The following is a 1742-nucleotide window of genomic DNA, read 5'->3' on the forward strand; positions in this document are numbered from 1 at the left end:
GGCAGGCGCGCCGCGCGCGCGGCCTCGTCCCGGGCGAGATCGGTGTCGTCGCCCGCCGGCCGGACGCGGGGCGCGTGCCGCCGGAGCTCCTCCCTCGACGGAGCGATCGGCCTGGCCCAGCCCGTCGCGATGAGCTGCGTCGCCTCGGCCGTACGGGCATAGCCCGCGATCAGCAGGGCCGCTCCGGTCTGGTGGGCGCGCAGGGCGAGGATCTCGCGCGCGTGAGGGTAGGGCGCGAGCCGTTCGGCGTGCAGGTCGTCGCCGTCGTCCCAGACCACCGCGAGGCCGAGGTCGGGCACGGGGGCGAACGCCGCGGCCCTGGTGCCGACCGCCACCCGCGCCTGCCCTCGCAGCACCCGCAGCCACCTGCGGTAACGCTCGGCGGGCCCGAGATCGGCGGTCAGCGCCACATGCCGGCCCTCCCCGAGGACACGGCGCAGGGCGGCGTCGAGCAGCGCCACGTCCTTGCCGTCGGGCACCACGACCACGGCTCCCCTGCCGCCTTCCAGCGTGGCGAGGACCGCCAGGGAGATTCCCTCGGGCCACTCGGGCCCTTCCGGGGGGCGGCCTTCGCCACCGGTCCCGGGAAGAACGTTCCACACCGCCCTCGGGGAGCGCCCCTCGGCCAGAGCGGTGAGGAACGACGGCCCCATGGGGTACCCACTCCAGGACCCGCCACCCACCGGCACCGCCGGCCCCTGGCTCCCCGCCCCACCGGTCTCGCCCTGGACTCCCACGCCGGTCTCGTCTTGGGCCCCCCCACCGGTCACGTTCTGGGCCTTCGCGCCGGTCTCGTCTTGGGCCCCCGCGCCGGCCTGGGCCACCTGCGCCCGCTCCTCGGCGGCCCGTCCCGCTTCGGCCTCCACCTTGGCGTGGCGGGGCGGTACGGCGAGGCGCAGGACGTCGGACATGGTGCCGGCGTAGCGGTCGGCCACGGCACGGCAGAGGGCCGCTACGCGCGGCGTGAGCACCGGCTCGGGCGACACCACCCGCTCCAGGCCCAGCAGCTTGCCCTCGTGCTCGCTGCTCTCGGCCCGCTCCAGCAGGAACCCGTCGACGAGCTTGCCGGCGAAGCGCACGCGCACCCGGCAGCCCGGAACCGCCGAGGCGTCCATGGCCTCCGGCACGAGGTAGTCGAAGGGCCGGTCGAGATGGGGCAGCGGGGTGTCGACCAGGACGCGGGCGACGGGGAGCGCCTCGGCGGGCACGAGCGCGCCCTTGGGGACACCGGACGCACCCTTGGGAGCGCCGGGCGCACCCCTGGCTTCGGTCACCTTTAGGTCCTACCAGACGACACCGATGGGGCCGGAATCAAATCGCGGCCCGTGGAAACATCCACGGGCCGCGATCGTCGCCTGGGATCAGAGGCCGGCGGCCTCACGGAGCTGCTCCGCGCGGTCGGTGCGCTCCCACGAGAAGTTGGGCTCCTCGCGGCCGAAGTGACCGTAAGCGGCGGTCTCGGAGTAGATCGGGCGAAGCAGGTCGAGGTCGCGGATGATCGCGGCCGGGCGCAGGTCGAAGACCTGGAGGATCGCCTGCTGGATCTTCTCGATGTCGACCTTCTCGGTGCCGAAGGTCTCCACGAACACGCCCACCGGCTGCGCCTTGCCGATGGCGTACGCCACCTGCACCTCGGCGCGGTCGGCCAGCCCGGCGGCCACGACGTTCTTGGCGACCCACCGCATGGCGTACGCCGCCGAGCGGTCGACCTTGGACGGGTCCTTGCCGGAGAACGCGCCGCC

At 74.7% G+C, this 1742-nt stretch carries 1 protein-coding gene and 1 pseudogene; both read right to left on the minus strand.

The window, feature by feature from the left end; translation table 11 throughout:
- Positions 1-1274: pseudogene (locus AB0B89_RS36265) on the minus strand (primosomal protein N'); the annotation flags it as partial.
- 87 nt (positions 1275-1361) lie between these two features.
- The coding region (locus tag AB0B89_RS36270; RefSeq protein ID WP_358562275.1) for a methionine adenosyltransferase domain-containing protein at positions 1362-1742 on the minus strand (381 nt) is incomplete at its 5' end.

Source organism: Sphaerisporangium sp. NPDC049002 (assembly GCF_040649355.1).
GTDB lineage: Bacteria > Actinomycetota > Actinomycetes > Streptosporangiales > Streptosporangiaceae > Sphaerisporangium.